The 17,165-nt window shown below is 43.3% G+C and carries 18 protein-coding genes and 2 riboswitches; all 18 genes read right to left on the bottom strand.

The genetic code is table 11. The annotated features are described in order from the left end of the window. Positions 1-37 precede the first annotated feature (37 nt). A riboswitch (cobalamin riboswitch) is annotated at positions 38-226 on the bottom strand. Positions 227-383: 157 nt separating this feature from the next. Then, positions 384-722 (bottom strand): DUF4213 domain-containing protein, encoded by a 339-nt coding sequence (locus FZC41_RS00655; RefSeq protein ID WP_148565461.1) that lies wholly within the window; start codon positions 720-722, stop codon positions 384-386. A 17-nt stretch (positions 723-739) separates the two neighbouring features. Continuing rightward, positions 740-1,288 (bottom strand): FmdE family protein, encoded by a 549-nt coding sequence (locus FZC41_RS00650; RefSeq protein ID WP_148565460.1) that lies wholly within the window; start codon positions 1,286-1,288, stop codon positions 740-742. 304 nt (positions 1,289-1,592) lie between these two features. After that, positions 1,593-2,183: a precorrin-6Y C5,15-methyltransferase (decarboxylating) subunit CbiT gene (gene cbiT / locus FZC41_RS00645; RefSeq protein ID WP_148565459.1), complete on the bottom strand. Its 591-nt coding sequence runs from the start codon at positions 2,181-2,183 to the stop codon at positions 1,593-1,595. Then, on the bottom strand, positions 2,176-2,802 hold the full coding sequence (cbiE, locus tag FZC41_RS00640; RefSeq protein WP_148565458.1) for a precorrin-6y C5,15-methyltransferase (decarboxylating) subunit CbiE: 627 nt from the start codon (positions 2,800-2,802) through the stop codon (positions 2,176-2,178). Before cbiE ends, cbiT begins: the two co-directional genes overlap by 8 nt. After that, positions 2,790-3,935: a cobalt-precorrin-5B (C(1))-methyltransferase CbiD gene (gene cbiD, locus FZC41_RS00635; protein WP_148565457.1), complete on the bottom strand. Its 1,146-nt coding sequence runs from the start codon at positions 3,933-3,935 to the stop codon at positions 2,790-2,792. Before cbiD ends, cbiE begins: the two co-directional genes overlap by 13 nt. 13 nt (positions 3,936-3,948) lie before the next feature. Beyond that, positions 3,949-4,677 (bottom strand): precorrin-2 C(20)-methyltransferase, encoded by a 729-nt coding sequence (cobI, locus tag FZC41_RS00630; protein WP_148565456.1) that lies wholly within the window; start codon positions 4,675-4,677, stop codon positions 3,949-3,951. A 4-nt stretch (positions 4,678-4,681) separates the two neighbouring features. Then, positions 4,682-5,311, bottom strand: a complete 630-nt coding sequence (locus FZC41_RS00625; protein WP_148565455.1) for a precorrin-8X methylmutase — start codon at positions 5,309-5,311, stop codon at positions 4,682-4,684. Positions 5,312-5,346: 35 nt separating this feature from the next. Continuing rightward, complete coding sequence (locus FZC41_RS00620) at positions 5,347-6,231, bottom strand: GHMP family kinase ATP-binding protein (protein WP_148565454.1); 885 nt, start codon at positions 6,229-6,231, stop codon at positions 5,347-5,349. Then, entirely contained in the window at positions 6,228-7,598 is a 1,371-nt protein-coding gene (locus FZC41_RS00615) for a cobyrinic acid a,c-diamide synthase CobB (RefSeq protein ID WP_243136616.1), read from the bottom strand. The genes FZC41_RS00620 and FZC41_RS00615 overlap by 4 nt, the downstream gene beginning before the upstream one ends. A 45-nt stretch (positions 7,599-7,643) precedes the next feature. Continuing rightward, positions 7,644-8,927, bottom strand: coding sequence for a heme ABC transporter ATP-binding protein (locus tag FZC41_RS00610; RefSeq protein WP_148565453.1), 1,284 nt, complete (start codon positions 8,925-8,927; stop codon positions 7,644-7,646). 1 nt (position 8,928) lies between these two features. Beyond that, the gene (locus tag FZC41_RS00605; RefSeq protein ID WP_148565452.1) at positions 8,929-9,960 is read right to left on the bottom strand and encodes a FecCD family ABC transporter permease; all 1,032 of its coding nucleotides are present in this window, start codon (positions 9,958-9,960) and stop codon (positions 8,929-8,931) included. A gap of 99 nt (positions 9,961-10,059) precedes the next feature. Next, positions 10,060-11,016 (bottom strand): ABC transporter substrate-binding protein, encoded by a 957-nt coding sequence (locus tag FZC41_RS00600; RefSeq protein ID WP_243136615.1) that lies wholly within the window; start codon positions 11,014-11,016, stop codon positions 10,060-10,062. Between the two features lie 117 nt (positions 11,017-11,133). Next, positions 11,134-11,327, bottom strand: a riboswitch (cobalamin riboswitch). Between the two features lie 4 nt (positions 11,328-11,331). Continuing rightward, positions 11,332-12,144, bottom strand: a complete 813-nt coding sequence (locus FZC41_RS00595) for a sugar phosphate isomerase/epimerase family protein (protein ID WP_243136614.1) — start codon at positions 12,142-12,144, stop codon at positions 11,332-11,334. A 30-nt stretch (positions 12,145-12,174) separates the two neighbouring features. After that, positions 12,175-13,143, bottom strand: coding sequence for a glycosyltransferase (locus FZC41_RS00590; RefSeq protein WP_148565451.1), 969 nt, complete (start codon positions 13,141-13,143; stop codon positions 12,175-12,177). Next, positions 13,136-14,260: an FAD-dependent oxidoreductase gene (locus FZC41_RS00585; RefSeq protein WP_148565450.1), complete on the bottom strand. Its 1,125-nt coding sequence runs from the start codon at positions 14,258-14,260 to the stop codon at positions 13,136-13,138. Before FZC41_RS00585 ends, FZC41_RS00590 begins: the two co-directional genes overlap by 8 nt. Position 14,261: 1 nt before the next feature. Further along, the gene (locus tag FZC41_RS00580; RefSeq protein WP_148565449.1) at positions 14,262-15,374 is read right to left on the bottom strand and encodes a DegT/DnrJ/EryC1/StrS family aminotransferase; all 1,113 of its coding nucleotides are present in this window, start codon (positions 15,372-15,374) and stop codon (positions 14,262-14,264) included. 17 nt (positions 15,375-15,391) lie between these two features. Next, on the bottom strand, positions 15,392-16,129 hold the full coding sequence (locus FZC41_RS00575) for a glycosyltransferase (protein ID WP_148565448.1): 738 nt from the start codon (positions 16,127-16,129) through the stop codon (positions 15,392-15,394). Next, positions 16,126-17,163, bottom strand: coding sequence for an S-methyl-5-thioribose-1-phosphate isomerase (mtnA, locus tag FZC41_RS00570; RefSeq protein WP_148565447.1), 1,038 nt, complete (start codon positions 17,161-17,163; stop codon positions 16,126-16,128). The genes FZC41_RS00575 and mtnA overlap by 4 nt, the downstream gene beginning before the upstream one ends. Between the last annotated feature and the right edge of the window lie 2 nt (positions 17,164-17,165).

The raw sequence follows: 17,165 nt of genomic DNA, 5'->3' as shown, positions 1-17,165 counted from the left end.
ATATAATGCTCTCATAGTCCTCTAAATCGGAGGTTTTAATAAGAAATCACTACAAACAGGTCTTCTGGCTCAACAATCAATTTTCCATCTCCCTTCCCGCTAATTTCTTAACAGTGGTTATGAGACGGTCATCATGCATTACAGCTGCGATTACAGCAAAGGATTTACACCTTTTTCCCTTGAATATAGGACAAGTTCACTATTTAATTGTGGTTATTATATACTAATGACTGCTGGCTGTCAATAAGATTCCTGCAAATTATTTACTACCTCGGATAATTGTAATTACTGCCTACAAATCTTCTGGCTAGATAAGGAATGACTAGGCCAAACCAACCAATACTCCCCTTTATTGATGAATACACACCATTCTTCCTCCACATTTAAATATATTCATTTTTTTCCTTTCTGAGCCGCTTTCCAAACAAGTTGCTGGTCAGTGACCACAAAACCTGCGAGGGCGTATTGAATGCCGAGTTGACAGCTGCCTGGCCCATTGAAGCCTCAAGCATATTCCAGGATTTTGCATACTGGGCAAGATCCTTAAGCTTCATTCCGGCAACATTTCCTAGTTCCGCCCCTTTCTTCCCCCCTTTAATGGTCTTGGCAACACCGAGACCCTGTTCCGATCGTACCAGCGTCCAGGAGACTCCCAGCATACACTCAAGCACGGTTAAATCCTCAGGAATTGCGTTAATAAGATCATCGTATATCTGCCACATTTCTTTTTCCTCTTTCCTTAAATCGCCGTATAGTATGCGCCATTGGCACAAGCTTCACATAATACCTTTCCATCTTTGATAATGACCCTGCCATCCATAACTTTTTCATGACAAATTTCACACATTGCACTATTCGTAGGCTTTCCGGGCAAATCCTCCTTTTTTATGTTGACAGCGACTAACTCAAATTTAAATAATTGTTCGTCCGTAAACTGTCCCCAGAACGAAAGGGCATCCTGATCAGGAGAAGGATTCTTCTTGGCATTCACAACAATTCTTATCCCCTTTTGGGTATTCATATCAATAAAACAGGCCCCCATTTTGCCATAATCTATCCATTTCAACCTTCTTTTTCCAAGTGAACAGCCCGTTACCGATTGAACTGCATCAGTCAGACAACGATCGATTTCCACATATACAATAAAATCCTTGTTTTTTGAAGGATCTTCAATTCCCAGATAATTCAGACCTGCTCTAGCTATTCGCACCCCTAAAATGATACCACTGCATAAATGGCCATGGAATTTTTGAGCCTTTTTTAGATCCTCTTCTAAACTGCTAATCATAATTGCATCTCCTCTATATTATTGATTTTTTAATTAAGTTTGATTAATATAAATCTAAATCAATAAAACTTTATAAACGACATCAAGTATATCTAATAGAACGTAACATAATAAAACATAATAAAACGTTATTATACTGTTATAGAATACCATAAATTTTTTTCATGTCAATAAGCAACTGATTTCAGCTCTACTTGGTATAAACAAAAAAAGTCACCCTCTATTGAAGGTGACACATTTACTCAATTCGATTATGCGGTAAGCAGCTTGGGATTGATATAAGATTCCTGCAAATTATTTACTACTACGATTCTTTTACTGCCACGTCGCCGGTAATAATAAAAATAGGATTGGAAGCCTTCAGCATCGTCAATCCCCCAATGCCTTCACCCCGACTGATTCCAACCTGAATGAGTTCCACATTTTCAAAATACTGATTCATCAGTGTCGTCGCCTGCGCCGCATTTTCAAGCGTTACAAAATTGGCAACCACCCGTCCGCCGGCTCGAATCTTTTCCTTGCACCATTTAAACAGGCCTTCCATATTGCCGCCGGAACCGCCAATGATGACCCGATCCACCGGCTCTGTTATTTCAGCCAAAACTTGCGGCGCTTTGCCGGGAACAATCATCACATTGTCGGCTTTGAAATGTTCTTTATTTTTTTGCACCAGTTCCAGTGCCGTTTCCTTTGCTTCGACCGCATAAACCCTTCCCGGTGCTGCTGCATAAGCCGCTTCCATGGTTAAGCCGCCGGTACCGGCACCAATATCCACCACGACATTCCCAGCTTCAATGCCCAATAATGAAATTGTCAACACCCGAATTTCTCTTTTGGTCATCGGGGCTTTTCCCCGGATATAAGCTTCGTCTTTGTATCCTGCTATCTTACTCATTGATAATCACCACCACCGCCATTCCTTTCTCCTTAAAAGTCAGGGCTTCTTCAATGGTCAGCCTGGTTACTTTTTCATTAGGATAGGATAACTCTTCCCCCACATAAATAATACTGTCTTTCAGCCCTGCTAATGCCAGGGTTTTTGCTATAAAGGCGGTGTTGTTATTTTTATCTGTCAGCATTCCCAGCTTCTTATTTTCAGTAACCGCTGCGAATAAATCCTGGTCGCGGCCATGAAGACTCATGAGCCTGGCATCTTCCCATGTTTCCCCCAGTTTTCCAAAAAGATATTGCAGGGAACTGATTCCGGGAATACAGACAATGTCTTTTTCTGGAATTACTTTTTTCGCATAGGATAAAAGGCTGTAAAACCCGGTATCTCCCGACACCACCAAGGCTGTTTTCCGGGTTCGGTAGACTTGTGCAACCTCTGCCATTAATTCGCTTAAGGGAATTCCTTTTCCGATATAGAGCATTTTTTTCCCGGTGGGATCAAAGCTTTCAGCATGTCGGACCCCGCAGAGAATAACCTCAGCGGCTTCAATTTCTTTTTTAGCAATCGGCAATATATAATCCGGATGTCCCGGCCCCAATCCAATAACTTTTAATGGATACATAATCGTTCCCTCATTTTCTCCGCATCTTTACTTTGGCCCAGGCGGCCATGGATTTTAGAAAACAGGATCACCTCAATGTCGATGGTTTTATAAACCCGATCCATGACCTTTTTCTTGACAGCCTCTGCCAGATGATTAAAATAGTCCGGCCGGTTTTCTTCTAAAATAATATCGGTTGCTTCATCTGTTGTTTTACAGGCCATGATTTTTTCCATCGTTGTTTGAGAAGCTCCCAACAAACCGCAATGAGCGGCGAGTATTTCCATCCGGGCATCTGCCACACTGCTGTGAGTGTTGAAAATTCCGCCGGCAACCTTCACCAGTTTTCCCAAATGCCCGACCAGCAGAATCTTCTCAAATCCCATTCGTTCGGCTTCATCAAGCATGAATCCGATAAAATTACTGGTTTTAATAAGCACTTCCTGGTTAAGTCCCAGGGTCTCCGAAAAATCTTTTCCATAATTACCCGGGACAAAAATGATTTCTTTATACCCTCTTGCCTTGAGAACATTGAGTTCAAGCTTTAACGATGCCTTCAGGGCATCCTCGCTCATGGGTTCCACAATCCCGGAGGTGCCCAGCACCGATAATCCCCCTTCAATCCCCAGTTTAGGATTAAAGGTCCGTTTGGCCAGCGCCACTCCCTGGGGAATGGATATTTCGACAACCCAGCCTCGCGGCAACTCCATTGCAGGGCTCTGGTCATTCGCTGCCATGACAGTCGCTATAGCCCGGCTTATCATTTCCCGCGGAATCGGGTTGATTGCCGGTTCTCCGATTGGGATACTGAGCCCCACCGAAGTTACCGTGCCCACCCCGATTCCGGCGACGAACTGGATGCCGTCCTTATTTGAAGGTATTATTTTCGAAAAAACCTTAACGCCATTGGTAACATCCGGATCATCACCTGAATCTTTCACGACCGAGCAGGAAGCTTCTTTTTCAGTAAAAACCTGATCGTGAAGAATTAGCTCAAGTGGCCATCCCTTAGGGGTATCGATCTTAACGGTCGCCAATTTTTTTTGGTTTAAGTACATCAGAAGCGCCGCTTTTGTAGCCGCCGTGGCACATGATCCGGTGGTATAACCATAGCGCAGTTCTTTTCCGTTTTTTTCAATCGTTTTATTTAACATCTGCTGGCCTCAATTATTGAAGGGGATAATTCTTTTTTACTAACAAGGTTGATAAATACGGAATCTTTCCTTTAAGTACGTCAATGTCCCGGATGATCTGTTGATTTTCCATCCCGATGTTTGACACCAGCACAAAGGACTTTTCCAGACCCCGGGCTTCCAATTCCTCAGCCATCAAAACATTATTGGCGGAAATTTTCATTACCACAATATTTTGATGGGCATCTAAAATAGCTCGGATTTCTTCAATCGGCTGGGTCATCGCCACGATCCCCAGGGATTCTTCTCCCTGCGTTAACGGAATGTTAAGCTGCGCCGCTAAATTACAAAATGATGGGACGCCGGACAGGGTAACCACTTCGATATCCCGCTTCAATAAAAACTCCATGACATAAGAATAGGTGCTAAATACCATAGGGTCTCCCAAGGTAATAAAAGCCACATTCTTGCCTTCATTTAAAAGCAGTTCAATCGCATCGGCATTTTCTTTCCATTGTTTTGCCAAAACTTCTCGTTCCTGACTAAGCGAAATCATCGGAAAATTCATGTCCAAAACCTTTGAGAGGTCAGAAATATGACTTTTCACAATTTCAAAGGCAATGCTGGTTTTTCCCATCTTTTTAGTCGGGGTGATCACCACATCACAGGCATCCAAAATTCGGGCGGCTTTAACGGTGATTAAATCCGGATCTCCCGGACCGACACCGATACCGTAAAATATTCCTTTTTTTCCTGCTGTCATTTTCCTACCATTCCCTTCCCAATTGATACAACATCGCATTAAGAATGGCGGCTACCACCGGGCTTCCGCCCTTTCTTCCATTAATCCGAATAATCGGACTGTCAATTTGATCCAGGGCAACTTTCGATTCTGCCGCTCCGACAAAGCCAATCGGCGCTCCGATTATCAGATCTGGTTTGACTTCCCCCGCCTTCACTTTTTCAATAAGGGTATACAAGGCTGTGGGCGCGTTTCCGATGGCAAAAATACCGATGCTGTCATCTTTAAATGCTTTTTCCATCCCGACCGTGGAACGGGTCACGCCGCGTTCTTTGGCTTCAATCGCAACATCCGGATCGTGGACGTAATTGACAATCTTGATCCCATGATCAGCCAATGCTTTCTTATTAACAGCTACCTGAATCATCCGGGTATCCGCATAAATTTTCTTCCCCTGTTTCAGCGCTTCCATGCCGCTTTCATAACCATTATTAAGAATTTCCAGCAAATCAGCATATTCAAAATCGGCGGTAGTGTGGATGATCCGTTTTATCATTGGGGCAATCGCTTCAGGAAAAACCTTCCCCCCTAATTCCTGGGTAATAATTTCAAAACTGCGTTCTTCGATTTCTTGGGGGTTATTAATATAAGCCATATTTTCTCTCCTTCTAATATTATTCATTTTCTAATTTAAATTTCTTCCTGGGATACTGTTATTCCACCCGGGATTAAGTGATTAAAATATAGTTCGGCGTAAGCCGTTTCAGGAATATGCGTTTTTAAAGCTTTTATAAATTCAGCTTCCTGAAAGTTTTCTTTCTTGTACATGACCCCGATGACCGTTCCACTGTGGCCGATCACGGTTCCCAATCCGCCAAACCTTTTTGAAAGTGTGGTTATTTCCTCCAAGTATTGTTTTTTCAGTCTTTTCTGATTGAGAAAGGCACTTTTGGTACATGCTGCTCCGATATCTTTTAAACTTTTCGTTCTAACCCCTTTTTCAAACAGGTTTACAATTTCTGAAAAAGTTTCTAAATCTTTATCCGAATAATCATCCTGGGTTTCATTGAAGGACATCGTATCGATGCCCCCATGGAAATCAACGATTATCAAATCCGCTTCCACACAACCGTCAAAATTCTTTAAGACCGCTCCATTAAGATGATTAAAAAGATTCAGCTCAGAAAACATTAAATTATCCGATGGTTCAATCACGGCACAAAGTGCTCCGATTTCTTTCGGGGTCAGCCCCAAGCCAAAGTATTCCGAAAGTCCGGCCGCCATTCCGGCTATATCCGCGGTGCTACTGGCCATGCCTTTTTCCAGCGGTATTTCCGTATCCATTGTTATATGCAGCTTTTCTTTTTCTTCATTGGGGATTGCATAAAGGCGAAACACTTCCTCAATCAGCTTAACGGTTTTCGGCTTTAATCGATTCAGATTGCCCGGGCCTTCTTCAATGGTAATGCTTGAATAACGGTCAATAGGACAAGATACCAGACAGGGATTATCATCGAACCAGCCTTGAATAAATTCTCCGCAGGTTCCCGGTGTTTTTACCTTAACCCGCCTCATTCTCGTCCCTCTTTATGGTTGAGTGCCGATGTCAGCAGGGCCTGCAAGAATGAAGGATTGCTGTAAAAATGAATATGCGGATAGCCGGCCAGCACATTTTTTAAGCGATAGCCGCACGTCCAGGTTCGGCTATTTTTTGTGATCACATAGGCCGTTGGAATTTCTTCCGATATGGTTACCTCACTGTGATGAAATTCATGTCCGCGTATTTCAATGGGCTTTTCCCTTAAATAAGCACAGATATTCACATAACCAAATCGCTGCAGGTGTTTTGTCATATGGGATTCACCGTCAATAAAACCAACGCCTTCATTTGTTTCACCATTATTGAGGGTCATGGATTTTGTAAGATACATCAGTCCCCCGCACTCCGCATAACAGGGCAGTCCGGCTTCCAATTGTTTTTTAATATCGGTGAGCATTGTTTTATTTTCTGCCAGCTCAGCCCCAAATACTTCCGGAAACCCCCCGCCAATGTAAAGCCCATCGAGGTTTTCCGGCAGCGCTTTGTCATTCAACGGGCTAAAGAGAACGATCTCAATCCCAGCATTTTCAAGGGCCCGGAAATTGTCTTCATAATAGAAATTAAAGGCCCGATCTTTCGGAACTCCGATACGCAACCCCTGATATTTCTTATCCCAGGCACTAAATGGATCGCTGTAATGATTGGTAATATCGGCGTGATGGCTGAGTTCCAGCAATTTGTCCAAATCAATATGGGCTTCCGCCAGTTCACCGGCTTTATCAACTTTTTCTCTAAAATCCGGGATCTCTTCAACCGGAACCAAACCTAAGTGACGACTGTCCATTACAATATCCGGATTGTCAGGGAAATATCCCAGGCAGGTCACATCATTATAGGCTTCAATCATTTCCTTAAGTAACTGGTAATGAGGATTTGAAGATATTCGATTAATAATTACCCCGGCAATCTTTGTCTCGGGATCAAAATCGATATATCCTTTTACCAATGCCGCAGCACTCTTTGACATGCCCCGACCATCAATGATGAGAATTGTCGGAGCATCCACCGCTTTAGCCAGGTAGGCACTGCTGCCGACATCCGATTCCAGGCTATGTCCGTCATACAGCCCCATCACCCCTTCAATTATTCCAAGATCATTCGCTTCTTTAAGGCGGCGGTAAAACAGTCCTCGAATTGTGTCTTCATCCAACATCCAGGTATCCAAATTTATGGACCGCGCCCCGGTGACAAAGCTATGAAACATGGGGTCAATATAGTCCGGCCCGGTTTTAAAAGGCTTTACCTTAAGGCCTCTTTTTTTAAAGGCGGCCATTATTCCCATGGTAACCGTTGTTTTTCCAACATTACTACTGGCACCTGCCAGCATAAAATAATCCATCATGATCTCCTTTTCCCGAATGACACTTATTTTATTTTTATCCTCATATTAAGCTTCATGGTTTTCGATGAGGGTTAATTTTTTAATGATTTCTAAAAATTCCTGATGATCATCAATTTCCACCAGCTGCTTCTTTGCTTTGATATCCGAAAGACGTTTTGTTAATTGGCCTTCGGTAAAATCATTATTGCGACAGTTCTTGTGAAAATAGATGCTGCCGCTAAGATTTTCCAAGCCGCTAAGATTGTTGATATTCCCATGACCAAAAGGCAGATCCGAAATGAGAATGAAATCACAATCTGCCATTAAGGCCAGATTTTCTTCCTGCTTTTCCAAACTAATTGATGTAAACGGGCTTTCCTCAACCATGGGAATGCTGAGGACATCGCATATCGTCCAATCATCACTGCCCTGGTTGACCACGCCCGCGGTCACATGGTGGCCCATGGCTTCGAGCTCTTCCAAAACCTGAGAGGCCTTATTTCCACCGCAAATCACGTGAATGCGAAGGCTGCGATAGGTTTCTGTTTCTTTAATGACCCGAAGGGGAATCACTTCCGGTTTTTCAAAAAGCTTATTCTCCTGAATAAACATTTTCATATCATAAACTTTTTTCAAATTATCTTCGGTGATCACTTCTTTAGGCGTTCCATCCACAACAACCTGGCCATTTTTCATCAAAATCAGACGATTGCAATATCGGGAGGCTAGATTGATGTCATGCAGCACCGCCACCACGGTCATGGATTTTTTTAGATTGAGGTTGCGGATCAACTCCATCACTTCGATTTGATGATGAATATCCAGAGCTGATGTGGGTTCATCAAGGAAAATGATATCCGGATCCTGGGCGATTGCCCGAGCAATAATGACCCGTTGTTTTTCACCGCCGCTCAAATTATTATAATAGCGTTTCCGGAATGATAATGTCTTGGTCACCCGCATCGCTTCTGTGACCATATCATAATCCTTCCGGCTTTCTTTAATTCGGTAGCTCAGATAGGGGTTTCTGCCCATCAGGACAATATCTTCAACCGTAAAGTCATAGTCAATGTCAAAGGATTGCGGTACCACAGCCACCAGCTGCGCGCGCTCTCGTTGTGAATAAGCGGCATTGTTTTTTTCTTCCAGCATAATCTCGCCTGATTTTAGCGGCAATAGCCCCGTTAAACATTTTAACAAGGTCGATTTTCCGGTTCCATTAGGGCCGATCAGCCCCACAAATTCACCTTGACAAATTGTGGCATTAAAGCCCTGCAGCACATTTGTTTCGCCATAGGCTGCGACAACGTCCTTGAAATTCAGCATAATTTTTGGCATTAAACGTTGCATCTTAGACACCGCCCTTTTTTCTTTTTCTCAAGAGATAAACAAAGAAAGGTCCACCAAAAGCCGCCGTAATAATTCCTACCGGAATTTCCTGGGCTGTTGCCGTCCGGGCCAGCGTATCGCACAAAATGAGGAAAACGCCGCCAAACAATAGCGAAAAAGGGACTAAAACACGATGTTTCGGCCCGGTCACCATTCTGACAATATGAGGAACAACCAATCCTACAAAACCGATGATCCCGGTAACCGACACGACTGCTGCTGTAATCAGCGAGGAGGAAAACAGGATCTTCTTTTTTAATCTCTCGGTATCCACTCCCAGCTGATTGGCCGTATCTTCTCCGAGAAGCATGATATCCAGCTCTCGCACCGACGTTAGCATAATAACACAGCCTAAAATCACATAAGGCAACACCGCAATGACCTGATTCCAGCCCTTGCCATTTAAGCTCCCCATGGTCCAAAATATAATCTGGGACATTTCATTCTGGTTGAAAATCATAAATAAAGATATTAATGCACTCAAGGTTTGTCCAATCGCAATCCCGCTGAGCAATAGGGTTGCCACCGGCACCTTACGCCCCACCCGGGAAATATTATAGACAATCAAGATGGTTGAGAATGAACCGATAAAGGCTAAAATGGCTATTCCATTAAGACCCAGAAAGCTGCTTGAAAACTTCAGGATAATGCCGATGGTAGCCCCTAATGCGGCTCCCGATGAGACCCCTAAGATATAGGGATCCGCCATGGGATTTTTGAAAATCCCCTGATAAGCCGCGCCGCAAAGGGCTAACGCGCCACCCGTGACAAAGGCCAGAATAATCCTCGGTAAGCGAACATTCCAGATAATGGCGGTAGCCCCCACACTGATGTTTTCCATACCAAGATCAATATGAAAAATCTGATTCAGCAAAATCTTGTTTGCCTCCACAAAAGAGATAGACGTAACGCCCATTAAGGTACATAGATAAATAATAATCATGCAAATAATTATCGATATCAGCATGGCATGTTTTTTAAGCTTGCTTTTCATTGTGTCTCCAATTTAATTTCATTTTTGTCTGTTCACCCCTGAATTTACTCCAAATTGATGAGAAAACTCAGGGGCGAACAGCATTCGCCCCTAAAGTGATTATTTACTAAATACATTTGGATAGATGCTCTGTGCCAGTAAAGCCATTCCTTCAATAATACGCGGACCCGGTCGCTGAACCATATCGCTTTCCGGCGTTAAATATTCAAAATAAACAAGATTATTATTGGCAATGGCATTGATTTTATCAAAGCCCGGCGTTGCCTTTATCACATCCGGTTTTGTATAAAGAGAAATATACACATCGGGATTAGCGGCGATGATTGCTTCGGTGCTCAGTTGCGCCCATTGGCTGGTCGCATCGGCCGCAATGTTCTTAGCATTAAGATCCGTCAACATCGAATCCAGCATGGATCCCGGGCCGGCTGTGTAAAATTTCCCAATATCGATGAAGACCGATTTTGGTTCTTTTATGGTTTCCGCCTTGGCGATTAATTCCTGGCGTTGTTTTTCCATTCCTTCTACAACTTCTTTGGCCTTATCGTTGGCATTGCTTATTTCTCCGGCCATAACAATATTATTCATCACCCCATCGATACTGGTGGGATTAACAACAATAACCTGTGCTCCGATGGCTTTTAGTTGCTGGCTCATCTCATCCGACACAAAATCTGAAGACATCACAATATCCGGCGCCAGTTCAATGATTTTTTCAAGATTCGGCGAACTGAAACTTCCAATACTGGTTACGGCCGAAGCCTCTTCCGGATAATCACAATAATCGGTTCGTCCGACAAGCTTGCTGCCTTCGCCAATCGCAAAGATGATTTCCGTATCGGATGGCGACAAGGACACAATCTTTTGCGGCTCTTTATCAATGGTTATCGATGTTCCTGAATCATCCGTTATGGTTAATGGATAGGTTGTCGAACCGCTTTTTGTTTGAACACCCGTAGCCGTCTTAGTCGTGCTGCTCTGCTGACAACCGGTAAAAGTTACAACCAGCGTTAAAGCAACCAAAATCGCCAAAATGCTTTTCATTTTTTTCTTTTTCATTTTTTCCTCTTTTCCTTTTTCAATCCTATTTTTTCTGCATTTTTTTTGCAAAAAATAAATCCAGCTTCCTGGGGATGCTGGATACTAAACAAAAAGTTTAATATTGTTCTTCCCACCGAAGAAATTCAATGATCAATGAGTGTCCTGACTTTTGCTTCCTTCGCCATTCTTCCTTCCCATCTTTCGACAGTGGTTTACAAGAATATTGTCAACAATTACAGTAGCGGGGGCTGTAGGGGAGTCTCACCCCTTTCCTCATTACTTCTCTATTTTATTAGTCGCAGTGTATCATAAATCAGACAACATTTCAATTGATTATTTCAGCGTCACGCCCGCTGTTGCTAATTCATTTTGTTCATTAATGGTTAAACTTTTCAGCACGGTACCGGCAAACTCAATCGGTTCCCGCTCCTGCCATAATTCATTGGCAATGACTTCATAGGAAATGGTTTCAATCGTCGGCACCGAAAGAAGCTCCTGCATGACTTCATCCAGCGGGATATTTCCCTCTCGGGGAATCCAATGGCGATCTTCCTGAAAATCATTATCGGATAAATGCAGGGCTTTAATCCGGTATTTGTATTTTTTTAGAATCCGGCCGGAGTTTTCGGTTTCCAGAAAATCATGAGAGCTGTCGTAGCACATGCCAAAATGAGGGGCATCAATTTCTCCCAGCAGATAATCCAACAGATATTGCCGGGATACATTTTCAACAGCTAAATCCACCCCATATTTCTCGGCCGTGTCTGCCAGTTCAGAGAAAAAAGCTTTGCCCTTATCCAGATCCGGCTTGAAGTCATCGAGATCATTGGTATGCATCACCATTGCCGGAATATCAAAGCGCTTGCAGTCGCGAATATAATCCTTGAACACCTCGAGCTTCGGTTGTATTTCCAGCCGGGTGGCTTCCCAAATGTCATTGTAACCGATAAAAGGCGCATGAATATTCGTGATCCCCAATCCGCTGCTTCTGACAATCTCAGGAAAAGCTTCTTTTTTTAATGCCCAGGGTTCAAATTCATCCTCCCAGGAAATCATCGCTTCATCAAAACCGGCATCGGCAATAATTTTAATTCGTTCTTCAAATTTCATAAAATAACCAAACCAGGAAAACATACTATATTTCATAACTACTCCGTTTCATAAAAGGTTGTTTCTTTATTCACTCATGGTTTCAACGGATTCGATGGTGTATTTCTGTTTGCTGAAGACCAGATCAATCAGCATCGATAAATATTTTATCACCACTGCAAAAATAGCAAAGACCCCGAAGAAGCCGAATACGAGCACCAGCATCATCGACGTGTAACCGGAAATCACCTGGTCGGTTACGTAGCTGACCAAGGTATAAATTCCAATGACAAAGGTCGCCGCCATCATAAAAACAGCTGCCCAAAGAGACATTTTATAGGCAACATTTGTAAATAAAATCAAAGAATCCGCTGCCATTTCTTTCCGTTGATGTTTTGTTTCCTTATTATAAGCTTTAGTACAGGACAAATTATTGTCATACTCAATGGTGTCGATTTTCAACCCGCAGTTGGCGTAAACCGCCTTGCGGTAAGGAATGGTCTTGCTCATAGAATGCACCCGATTAATCGCTCTTCGGGACAGCACCCGAAAATTTTCCGTCCGCAGCGGATGGGGACTATGGGAATAACGATTAAATACTTTATAGAACAAGCGGGACGTTTTCCGTTCGCATTTTTTGGGCGCCGCATTCACAATATCAAAACCGGTTAAGGATTGATAATAGACTTCCATAATTAAATTGAGGTCGTAATCCATCACCATATTATCAAATTCAAAAACAAAGTCGCCAATGGAAATATCGATTCCCGCATTCATTGAAAGCTCGACGCCCTGATAAAAGCTCATTTTAACCACATTGATCACCGTTCCGGCAATGGTTTTGGCAACCGCTCTGATCACCTCAAAGCTTTTATCGTCGGAGGCGTCGTTCACGCAAATAATTTGATAGTTTTCAAAATTCTTACTTAAGACCGAATTAATCTTAAGTAAAAATTCTTGAATCCGTTCTTCATCATTATAAACATAGATGACCGCCGAAACGAAGTTTTTTTCTTTATCGTTTATCTCAACATTATTCATTTGGGTTTCAATCATTTTTTAATACCTCATCCAAATCATAAACCGTATTAATTTTCCCGGATAAAACAGAAACAAAGGTTGGCTTTTCACTGACCTTTCGGATCACCGTCGGCCGGGAATCGTCCACCTCTGAAGCTTTGAGAATGGGTTTCATGGAAAACAGCGACCCGGTATAGGCAAAACCGTAATCTTCCCTTAAATACTTTCTGGCCATACTGGACATATATGGCCAGGCTGATTCCGGTTTGGCTGGGCAATCATTGCAATTTCCCAGTTGTTGAGGGGTGCAATAACCGCCGCTTCGCTGCTGGCAATGGAAAACCGGCAGACTGTCAAAGGAAGATACATGGGGCGTAAAGGTTACCGCTGTTAAAGAATGCTGTCCGGTTTTTCCAAAGGGCATAATCGAAAAAAACGGACCATCCATCACCGTAATCCCCACATTCAAAAGCTTATTCAAGGGTTTGCATAGAATAATTTCACAAAGCTCATACTTTATTTTAAACGGTTCAAAACCTGCCATAGCTAATATCTGATTCGTTGAGCCATAGGTGGCATTAAGCAGAAAACCGGTTTGCACAGCGTCTCCATTTTCAAGCATGATTTCATAAACATCGCTCTGTTTAACAATCTCCTTAATTCGGACGCCATATTTTATTTCAACGTTGCTGCATTTTTCCAGCGAATCCATAAAAAACTGTCCCAGAATCCCGGCATCATAGGTGTATTCCCTGGTTGCAAAAGCGCCATCACAGAGACCTTTTTTAAAATATTTTTCAGGATATAATTCTTCACAGGGAATTTCAGCCGCCTCGCAAAATTGCGTGAATTGTTCCCGATTAGTCCAACTGAAGCTGTCACTGGTCGCATAAACTTGCTCAAATTCACTGTGAATACAAAAATCATAATCCTTGACAAAACGATTAAAATAGTGAGCCGATTTAATGGCGGTTGCATAGGATCGGGGATAGTGGTAGCCCATGTGTACCCGAGCCTGATTAATATAGGTGGCTCGTTTAAAAGGCGCTTCTTCCCATTCCAAAACCAAAACCCGCTCGCCACGCTCGCCGCAGGCTTTCGCCGCATAGAGACCGTAGAGACCGGCGCCTATAATTATTTTGTCCCAGGTCATCTTATTTCTCCAAGGTCTTTGGGACAAAGGCATTGATTGCCTGAATGACGGTATCCATTTCTGCTTTTGTCATGCCATAAAACAACGGCAGCGAAAGCACCTCATTAGCCAGCTTTTCGGTTATCGGCAGGCTGCCCGTCCCGATCTTCAAATACGCATAGGCTTCGGACAAATGGGGGGGAATGGGATAATGGATGATGCTGCCGATTCCCTGTTCCTCCAGGTAGGCCTTGAACTCATCCCGATAGGGGGTGGTAATGACAAATTGATGCCAGACGGTTTCTGAATCTTTTCTTCGTTTCGGCAGTTGAATCACCGGGTTCTTGATGTGCTCCAGGTAGCTATTACAAACCCGACGTCGGTCTTCGTTTAAGGCCTCTAAATAGTTCAATTTAACATTGAGCAGACCCGCCTGAAGTTCATCCAAACGCGAATTGGTCCCAACCACTTTATTATAATAACGTTTTTCGCTGCCGTAGAAACGATACATTCTAAAGGCTTTATTCAGCTCTTCGCTGTTGGTGGTAATGGCGCCGCCATCTCCGAAACCACCCAGGTTTTTAGACGGATAAAAACTAAAACAGCCGATATCTCCAAAAGAACCGGTGGTTTGCCCTTTAAAAGTGGCGCCGTGGCTTTGGGCACAATCCTCCACCAGATAAAGGCGGTGTTTTTTTGTAAGCGCAACAATTTTATCCATTTCACAGCACTCTCCGTAAAGATGCACCACTAAAACGGCTTTGGTCTTAGCGGTTATTTTTTCTTCAATTTTGTCGGCATCGATAGAATAAAATTCATCCGGTTCAACAAAAACTGGGGTCGCTCCGTTAATGGTAATCCCCATCACACTGGCAATATAGGTGTTGCCCTGAACGATGACTTCATCCCCGGGACCCACGCCTAAAATACGGAAAGAAAGCCAGAGCGCATCCAGACCGTTTCCCAGCCCTACGCAGTAGTTTGTGCCAATATATTTTGCAAAATTATTTTCAAATGTTTCCACTTCATTACCCAGAACATAGTTTCCGCTTCTGAGTATTTCCAAAGCCTTCACTTCGTACTCATCCTGGTGTTCAGTATAGTGTCTTAATAGATTATTTGCCGGTACCTTCATCTTTGTCTCCACTTCTGTCATGATTTGGAAGTCTTCCGATCTTCCCTTATAAATTCTGATTTTATCAAATGAATTTGTTTAAGATAGGATACCACAGTTTTAATAACTTTAACTTTAGTATCATAATCATCCTTCCAAATAACCGGAATATCATGAACTTCAAGTCCTCGTCGTTCTGCCCGCAGCAATAGCTCGACCGTATAAAACCAGCCATTATCCTGACTGGAATCGGCGATTAGTTGCTCGATGGTTTCCTTTCGGTAAAAATCGAAACCGCAAAGTGCATCGGTAAAATGATTCTTGAAAACAATGTGAAGCAGGGTATTCAGTCCCTGGGAGGTAAATTCCCGTGACGCTTTTCGCCCGACAACGGTGGAGTCTTTCATCAGCCGGGAGCCCTTTATAATCTGCACCTCGGGCTGGTTTTCAAAAATCTCTTGCACTTCTTTGAGATGATCGATTTTGGTGGACAAATCAATGTCCATATACCCGACAATTTCACAGGTGTTGTCCGCTACTCCGGTTCGAATGGCTACACCGACACCTTTTTCAGGCGTTTTTAAATAGCGCACCTCTTTGTGTGTCTCACAGAGGCGCTTGCTGATTTCTTCAGTTGCATCAGTTGAGCCGTTATCAATAATGGTTAATTGATAATCAAACAATTTGTTCTTCTTTAGGAAAACCAGGGTTTTTAAAATCCCTTTTTCCAGTCGTCGTTCTTCATCAAGAACAGGAAATAATATATTTACTTTCATTTTTCACCACTTAACTTTGGAATATTGATATCGTAGGGTGGATACACCACACCCTTTTCAGTAATAATAGCCGTCACATTTTGATGCGGGGTAACATCAAACGCCGGGTTTTCCATCGCCACACCATCTGGCGCCACCTGAATCCCACAGATATGACTGATTTCTCGGCAATCCCGTTCTTCGATCACAATCTCATCCCCGGATTTCATTGCAAAATCAATGGTTGAGGTGGGTGCCGCCACATACATGGGAATGCCATGGGCTTTAGCCAGAACCGATACCGAATAGGTTCCGATTTTATTAGCCACATCCCCGTTGACAGCAATCCGGTCCGCGCCAACTATTACGCCATCAATTTTCCCCTGTTTCATCATCCAGCCGGCCATGTTGTCCGTAATGAGCGTGACCGGAATTCCTTCCGCATGAAGCTCATAAGCCGTCAGCCGGGCTCCCTGTAAAAGCGGTCTTGTTTCGTCGGCATAAACCGAAATGTTCTTGCCCGCTTCATGGGCCGCCCGGATCACGCCCAGCGCCGTCCCGTAATCGGCGGTAGCCAATGCCCCGGCATTGCAATGGGTGAGGATGGTATCCCCGGCATGAATGAGTTCCGCCCCATATTTCCCCATATCCCGGCACATCTGGATATCTTCGGCGCAGATATCATCTGCTTCTTTTTTTAAAAGTTCCACAATCTGGGAACATTCTTTATTACTATTCGTTTGCAGAACGCATCCCATCCGTTTAATCGCCCAAAATAAATTAACGGCCGTTGGACGGGTTGAAGCCAGCAAGGCACAAACTTCTTTCATTTTATCATAAAAAACTTCTTTTGTTTCATTTACATATTCTAAAGCTCCAAAATAAACACCATAGCCTGCGGTCACGCCAATGGCTGGTGCCCCCCGTACAATCATCACCACGATTGCTTTTGCAATCTCCCGATAATCGGTATAGGAACGAATAATCAGCTCGGTGGGAAGCTTGGTCTGATCGATGAGTTTTAATACTCCCTCTTCATAATAAACCGGTTTCAACC

It is taken from the genome of Acetobacterium paludosum, assembly GCF_008086595.1.
Taxonomy (GTDB): Bacteria; Bacillota; Clostridia; order Eubacteriales; family Eubacteriaceae; genus Acetobacterium; species Acetobacterium paludosum.
The sequence above is the reverse complement of the archived record's forward strand: the minus strand, read 5'-3'. Positions and strand labels throughout refer to the sequence as shown.

Coding starts and splice junctions, on each gene's coding strand:
- FZC41_RS00620 (WP_148565454.1), bottom strand. CDS start 6,231: ATGAGGCGGGTTAAGGTAAAAACACCGGGAACCTGCGGAGAATTTATT.
- FZC41_RS00575 (WP_148565448.1), bottom strand. CDS start 16,129: ATGAAAGTAAATATATTATTTCCTGTTCTTGATGAAGAACGACGACTG.
- FZC41_RS00615 (WP_243136616.1), bottom strand. CDS start 7,598: ATGATGGATTATTTTATGCTGGCAGGTGCCAGTAGTAATGTTGGAAAA.
- cobI (WP_148565456.1), bottom strand. CDS start 4,677: ATGACAGCAGGAAAAAAAGGAATATTTTACGGTATCGGTGTCGGTCCG.
- FZC41_RS00595 (WP_243136614.1), bottom strand. CDS start 12,144: ATGAAATATAGTATGTTTTCCTGGTTTGGTTATTTTATGAAATTTGAA.
- FZC41_RS00600 (WP_243136615.1), bottom strand. CDS start 11,016: ATGAAAAAGAAAAAAATGAAAAGCATTTTGGCGATTTTGGTTGCTTTA.
- cbiE (WP_148565458.1), bottom strand. CDS start 2,802: ATGTATCCATTAAAAGTTATTGGATTGGGGCCGGGACATCCGGATTAT.
- cbiT (WP_148565459.1), bottom strand. CDS start 2,183: ATGAGTAAGATAGCAGGATACAAAGACGAAGCTTATATCCGGGGAAAA.
- FZC41_RS00605 (WP_148565452.1), bottom strand. CDS start 9,960: ATGAAAAGCAAGCTTAAAAAACATGCCATGCTGATATCGATAATTATT.
- FZC41_RS00650 (WP_148565460.1), bottom strand. CDS start 1,288: ATGATTAGCAGTTTAGAAGAGGATCTAAAAAAGGCTCAAAAATTCCAT.
- FZC41_RS00585 (WP_148565450.1), bottom strand. CDS start 14,260: ATGACCTGGGACAAAATAATTATAGGCGCCGGTCTCTACGGTCTCTAT.
- FZC41_RS00580 (WP_148565449.1), bottom strand. CDS start 15,374: ATGAAGGTACCGGCAAATAATCTATTAAGACACTATACTGAACACCAG.
- FZC41_RS00655 (WP_148565461.1), bottom strand. CDS start 722: ATGTGGCAGATATACGATGATCTTATTAACGCAATTCCTGAGGATTTA.
- FZC41_RS00610 (WP_148565453.1), bottom strand. CDS start 8,927: ATGCAACGTTTAATGCCAAAAATTATGCTGAATTTCAAGGACGTTGTC.
- FZC41_RS00590 (WP_148565451.1), bottom strand. CDS start 13,143: ATGATTGAAACCCAAATGAATAATGTTGAGATAAACGATAAAGAAAAA.
- cbiD (WP_148565457.1), bottom strand. CDS start 3,935: ATGTTAAATAAAACGATTGAAAAAAACGGAAAAGAACTGCGCTATGGT.
- FZC41_RS00625 (WP_148565455.1), bottom strand. CDS start 5,311: ATGGCTTATATTAATAACCCCCAAGAAATCGAAGAACGCAGTTTTGAA.